Raw genomic sequence first — 5,607 nt, 5'->3', positions numbered from 1 at the left:
CAGGCTGAGGCGGCGCAGCAGCGCCCGCCGACCCCAGCGCCGGCTTGGGCGCGGCGCCGATGGAGGCATCGGCTCGGGGCGGGGTGCAGCGGGCATCTCGATCAACTCAGCTCCTCAGGGAAGAGGACTGCTGCCGCCAGAGCAGCAGCAACAGCGAACACAGCATGGGGGCCAGCAACGCGGTGATCAGGGTCTGGCTCAGCAGCGTATGCAGCCCGGCCCCCAGCAGGTCGCTCAGATGCCAGCCCGGGGTGGCGAACAGACGGGGATCGACCCCGAGGTCGGCGCCAGCCTCCACCCCGGCGGCGACCTGGGTGGGGGCAGAGTCTCCGGCCAACCCGGAAGTCCGGCCGCCACGCCAGGCCAGCAGGGCGAGCTGAAGCCAGAGGGTGAGATTCAGGGCCAGGCAGCCCAGCAGGGCCAGCAGGCCGAGATTGAAGCTGCGCTCGATCGGCCGGCCGCGGCGACCGATCCGCCCCCACCACCAGCCCAGCAACACAAGGGCAGGTATCTGGGTGAGCGGGCCGGGGTGAAGTCCATCGAGCAGCAGTGCCAGGCCCAGACCCGCCAACGCTCCGGACACCGGACCGTCCACCAGGGCCCAGGGCAACAGCCAGAGCACGGCCCAGCTCGGGGACACGCCCGCGACCTTCACCAGGCTGGGCGACGCGAGACTGAGCCAGGGCACCAGCAGAGCCGTGGCCACACACCAACGCTGTTGATGAAGACGGGCCATCAGGGCGAGCGGGTCAGCACCTGCACCCAGTCCACCGCATCCACCGGGGCGCTGAGCTGCACCACCGCCTCAGGGGCAGGCACCGCCTTGTCGTCGACCGACTGGATCACCCCCACCGTGAGGTTGGGCGGCACCAGGGTGCTGGCGGGGGACGACACCACGACATCGCCGGGGCGCACCTGAGGGTCCTTCTCGAGGAAGCGCAGCACCGGGCGGCTGGTGCCGACCCCGGTGAGCAGCCCGTGGCGCTGGGTGCGGCCCACCCAGACGCCCAGGTGGCTGTGAGGATCGGTGAGCAGGGTGACGTTGGCAGTGGTGGGGGTGACCTGGGTGATGCGGCCGATCAGCCCACCGGGCGCCAGCACCGCATCGCCGGCCTGGAGGCCCGCCAGGGAACCGCGGCCCAGCAGCAGCTGCTGCCACCAGCCCGCTGCTTCGCGGGAGATCACCGGCGCGGTGATGCGCTGCTCAGCGCTTCGCTGGAGATCCAGCAGGCCCCGCAGCCTCCTGTTGTCCTGCTCCAGCTGACCCAGCCGCGCCTGGTCATCCAGTTGCTGAGCCGAACGGAGCCACTCCTCCTGGGCCGTACCGGGCCAGAAGGGGCGGCTGAGCAGGGCATAGAGATCGTTGAGGAAGGCCCCCTTGCTGAACCGGATCGCACCGAGGGCCAGAAACAGCAGCAACCAGGGGGCGGCTTGCTGAATCAGGCGGAGCGAGGGAAGCCGGGGCCAGCGCAGGGCCGGCATCGGCATCAGACCGTGGCGCGGGCGAAGTCAGGGGTGTCGAGCACCCGCTCCAGCCGTTTGTAGTCCTCCAGAACCATGCCGCAGCCATTGACCACACACAGCAGGGGCTCCTCGGCCACGTGGGTGAGGATGCCGGTCTCGTGGCTGATCAGCTCGCTGATGCCCCGCACCAGGGCACCACCGCCGGCCAGCATGATGCCGCGATCGACGATGTCGGCGGCCAGCTCAGGGGGTGTGCGCTCCAGGGTGCGCTTCACCGCCTCGACGATCACGTTGAGCGGCTCGGCCATGGCCTCGCGGATGTCGCCGGCACGCACGTTGATGGTGCGAGGCAGGCCGGAGAGCAGGTGCAGACCCCGCACATCCATGGAAGTTTCGTCGTGCTCGTCGTCGGGGAAGGCGGAGCCGATCCGGATCTTGATGTCTTCAGCGGTGCGCTCGCCCACCACCAGGTTGTGCACCTTCTTGAGGTAGGTGCCGATCGCATCGCTGAGTTCATCGCCGGCCACCCGCACCGACTCGCTCAGCACCGTGCCGCCGAGGCTCAGCACCGCCACTTCGGTGGTGCCACCGCCGATGTCCACCATCATGGTGCCGACGGGCTCGGTCACCGGCAGGCCGGCACCGATCGCGGCCGCCACAGGCTCGTCAATCAGGTGCACTTCCCGGGCACCGGCCAGGCCGGCTTCGCGCACGGCACGGCGCTCCACACCGGTGACGCCACTGGGGATGCCGATCACCAGACGGGGCGCCACGATGCCGCGGCCTTCATTGCCCTTCTGGATGAAGGTCTTGATCATCTGCTCGGCGGCGTCGAAGTCCGCAATCACGCCATCCCGCAGGGGCCTGACGGCACGGATGTTGCCAGGGGTGCGACCCAGCATCATCTTGGCTTCGTTTCCCACGGCCAGGGGCACGTTGCGCTCCAGATCAAGCGCCACCACGGAGGGTTCCTGCAGCACGATGCCCTTGCCGGACACGTACATGAGGGTGTTGGCCGTTCCCAGATCGATGCCGATATCGCGGGAGAACTGGAAACGTCGGAAAAACACGGGCGGGGTCAGGGGCGTCAAAAAATCATAGGTGGGCCGTTTGACGGCCCCCAGCGGGAACCCGCCATGGTCCGATGAGACGGGGGTGGCACTGAACGGAAGCGGAGGCCCCCGGAGCCTGACCGAGGGGTGCCGCATCATTGACCCAACACGATCCAGCAGGAGCAGCGCCATGAGCGTCAATTCCATCACCCTCGTCGGCCGGGCAGGCCGCGATCCCGAAGTGCGCTACTTCGAATCCGGCACCGTCGTCGCCAACCTCACCCTGGCGGTGAACCGCCGCAGCCGCGACGATGAACCCGACTGGTTCAACCTCGAGATCTGGGGTAAGCAGGCCCAGGTGGCGGCCGATTACGTCCGCAAGGGATCCCTGCTCGGCATCATCGGCAGCTTCAAGCTCGACCGCTGGACCGACAAGGCGACCGGCGAAGAGCGCAGCAAGCCGGTGGTGCGGGTCGACCGGCTCGAGCTGCTCGGCTCCAAGCGCGACGCCGAGGCCGGTGCCTTCAGCGGTGGCGGCAACTACGGCGGCGGCGCCCCCAGCGAGGAGGAAGTGCCCTTCTGATCTGAGATGGGGCGGGGGAGACCGTCGTCTCCCCCTGGCCGCCATCAGGCCAGTGCTCAGTAGCGGTAGTGCTCGAGCTTGTAGGGACCTTCAACCGGCACGTTGATGTAGGACGCCTGCTCGGCGGTGAGCTCACTCAGCTTGGCGCCGATCTTCTCGAGGTGGAGGCGAGCCACCATCTCGTCGAGGTGCTTGGGCAGCACATAGACCTCCTTGCCGTACTGCTCACCCTTGGTGAACAGCTCGATCTGGGCCAGCACCTGGTTGGTGAAGGAGTTACTCATCACGAAGCTGGGGTGGCCGGTGGCGCAGCCCAGATTCACCAGACGGCCCTCGGCCAGCAGGATGATCCTGTTGCCGCTGGGCAGCACGATGTGATCCACCTGGGGCTTGATGTTGTCCCAGGGGTACTGCTTCAGCGAGGCGACATCGATCTCGTTGTCGAAATGGCCGATGTTGCACACGATCGCCTGATCCTTCATCTGAATCAGGTGCTCGTGCCGGATCACCTGGAAGTTGCCGGTGGCCGTCACGAAGATGTCCACATCGCGCACCACGTCGTTGAGCCGCACGACGCGGTAGCCCTCCATCGCCGCCTGCAGGGCGCAGATCGGGTCGATCTCGGCGATCATCACCGTGGCACCGAGGCCCCGCAGCGACTGGGCCGAACCCTTGCCCACATCGCCGTAGCCGAGCACCAGGGCCACCTTGCCGGCCACCATCACATCGGTGGCGCGCTTGATGGAATCCACCAGCGACTCGCGGCAGCCGTAGAGGTTGTCGAACTTGCTCTTGGTGACCGAATCGTTGACGTTGATCGCCGGGAAGGGCAGCTCACCGCTCTTCTGCATCTGGTAGAGGCGGGCCACACCGGTGGTGGTCTCCTCGGTCACGCCCTGGATGTTGGCGTAGATGCGGGAGTAGAAGCCGGGCTGGGCGGCCAGCTTCTGGCGGATGCTGTTGAAGAGGGCCGTCTCCTCTTCGTTGGAAGGGTGATCGAGAACAGAGGGATCCTGTTCGGCCTTGGTGCCGAGCACCACCAGACCGGTGGCGTCACCACCGTCATCGAGGATCATGTTGGGGGTGCCGCCATCGCCCCACTCGAGGATGCGGTGGGTGAAGGCCCAGTACTCATCGAGGGTTTCGCCCTTGTAGGCGAACACCGGCACACCGGAGGCCGCAATGGCGGCGGCGGCGTGATCCTGGGTGGAGAAGATGTTGCAGCTGGCCCAGCGCACCTCGGCGCCAAGGGCCACCAGGGTTTCGATCAGAACGGCCGTCTGGATCGTCATGTGCAGGGATCCCGCGATGCGGGCACCCGCCAGGGGCTGCTCGGCGCCGAACCTGGCGCGCAGAGCCATCAGGCCCGGCATCTCGGTTTCGGCGATCGCGATCTCCTTGCGACCGAAATCGGCCAGGCCGATGTCAGCGATCACGTAGGTCGACGTGGACTGCAGCACAGCTGCCGTGGGCGTTGCCACCATGGGTTGTTCTCCTGAAAACAGCTCACTCCCGGCTGGGAGGGCGTGGGTTGGAAATATCTGCGGAGACGCCGAGGCTTCGGGCTCGCGAAGACGCGAATCTACAGGGGTCCTCAAGGCTCTCGAGAGCCCAGGCCCCCTGCCATGCCCGACCCGGTTCTGCTGCGTGATCTGGCCGCCACCCGTGCCCTCGGCCGCGCCCTGGTCCGGCAGCTGGCTGCCCCCGCACCGATCCTGCTGCTGCAGGGGGAGCTGGGGGCCGGCAAGACCTCCCTGGTGCAGGGCCTGGCCGAAGGGCTCGGCATCAGCGAGCCGATCACCAGCCCCAGCTTCGCCCTTGCGCAGCACTACGCCGGCCAGGGGGAAGCCGGTGCCACGGCCCTGGTGCATCTGGATCTCTACCGGCTGGAGCCGCCGGCGGCGGCCGATGAACTGTTTGCCCAGGAGGAGGAGGAGGCCCGCTCCCTGGGGGCCCTGCTGGCGGTGGAATGGCCGGAACGGCTCAGCCAGCTGCCGGCCGAGGCCTGGCGGCTGCACCTGGAACTGGCTGATCCAGCCGATCCCGAGCAGGGGCGGATCGCCCGGCTGATCGCGCCTTAGGCCCACGCCTCCAGAAAGCGCTGCACCGCCTCGGTTGAGGGCTGCGGGTCGATCGCACCGGCGCCGCCGCACACCAGCGCGCCACAGGCGCTGGCAAAGCGCATCGCTGCCGTGAGGGTGTCAGCCGAGGGGCTGTCGAGCAGGTCGGGCTGAAGGCAGAGGCCATGGAGCAGCCCCGCCAGGAACGCGTCACCGGCCCCGGTGCTGTCCACCACCGCCACCCCGTAGGGGGCGAGGCTGCCGGAGACGCCAGCGCAGTGCCAGCGCAGCGGGGGGCCGCCATCGGTGACCACCACCGCCGGGGCCTGGGGCAAGGACGCGGCGATCGCCGCCGGATCGCGGGTCCCGAACAGCCCCTCGGCTTCCTCTGCCGCCAGCTTGAGCAGATCGGCCCGGGCCAGCAGCGGCCGGATCCGCTCCAAGGCAC

The 5,607-nt window shown here is 68.3% G+C and carries 7 protein-coding genes; 2 read left to right on the top strand and 5 right to left on the bottom strand.

The window, feature by feature from the left end; translation table 11 throughout:
- Positions 1 to 106: 106 nt before the first annotated feature.
- Genes VB716_RS07845 through VB716_RS07835 form a run of 3 tightly spaced genes read right to left on the bottom strand, consistent with a single transcriptional unit; the run spans position 107 to position 2,534 of the window.
- The gene (locus tag VB716_RS07845) at positions 107 to 736 is read right to left on the bottom strand and encodes a rod shape-determining protein MreD (protein WP_197157616.1); all 630 of its coding nucleotides are present in this window, start codon (positions 734 to 736) and stop codon (positions 107 to 109) included.
- On the bottom strand, positions 736 to 1,482 hold the full coding sequence (mreC, locus tag VB716_RS07840) for a rod shape-determining protein MreC (protein ID WP_197157615.1): 747 nt from the start codon (positions 1,480 to 1,482) through the stop codon (positions 736 to 738). The genes VB716_RS07845 and mreC overlap by 1 nt, the downstream gene beginning before the upstream one ends.
- 5 nt (positions 1,483 to 1,487) lie before the next feature.
- Positions 1,488 to 2,534 (bottom strand): rod shape-determining protein, encoded by a 1,047-nt coding sequence (locus VB716_RS07835; protein ID WP_197157613.1) that lies wholly within the window; start codon positions 2,532 to 2,534, stop codon positions 1,488 to 1,490.
- Positions 2,535 to 2,706: 172 nt separating this feature from the next.
- Here VB716_RS07835 and VB716_RS07830 point away from each other — a divergent pair, with 172 nt between their 5' ends.
- The gene (locus tag VB716_RS07830) at positions 2,707 to 3,099 is read left to right on the top strand and encodes a single-stranded DNA-binding protein (protein ID WP_323270176.1); all 393 of its coding nucleotides are present in this window, start codon (positions 2,707 to 2,709) and stop codon (positions 3,097 to 3,099) included.
- A gap of 56 nt (positions 3,100 to 3,155) precedes the next feature.
- Here the strand turns inward: VB716_RS07830 and ahcY are convergent, their stop codons facing one another.
- Positions 3,156 to 4,583, bottom strand: coding sequence for an adenosylhomocysteinase (ahcY, locus tag VB716_RS07825; protein WP_323270175.1), 1,428 nt, complete (start codon positions 4,581 to 4,583; stop codon positions 3,156 to 3,158).
- A 141-nt stretch (positions 4,584 to 4,724) separates the two neighbouring features.
- Between ahcY and tsaE the strand changes: the two genes are divergently transcribed.
- Positions 4,725 to 5,180 (top strand): tRNA (adenosine(37)-N6)-threonylcarbamoyltransferase complex ATPase subunit type 1 TsaE, encoded by a 456-nt coding sequence (gene tsaE / locus VB716_RS07820; RefSeq protein ID WP_323270174.1) that lies wholly within the window; start codon positions 4,725 to 4,727, stop codon positions 5,178 to 5,180.
- Here the strand turns inward: tsaE and VB716_RS07815 are convergent.
- The coding region (locus VB716_RS07815) for a PfkB family carbohydrate kinase (protein ID WP_323270173.1) at positions 5,177 to 5,607 on the bottom strand (431 nt) is incomplete at its 5' end. The genes tsaE and VB716_RS07815 overlap by 4 nt on opposite strands.

Origin of the sequence: Synechococcus sp. CCY9201 (assembly GCF_034931105.1) — a bacterium.
In the GTDB taxonomy this organism is placed as follows: Bacteria; Cyanobacteriota; Cyanobacteriia; order PCC-6307; family Cyanobiaceae; genus CBW1002.
This window is presented reverse-complemented; position numbering and strand designations above follow the sequence as displayed.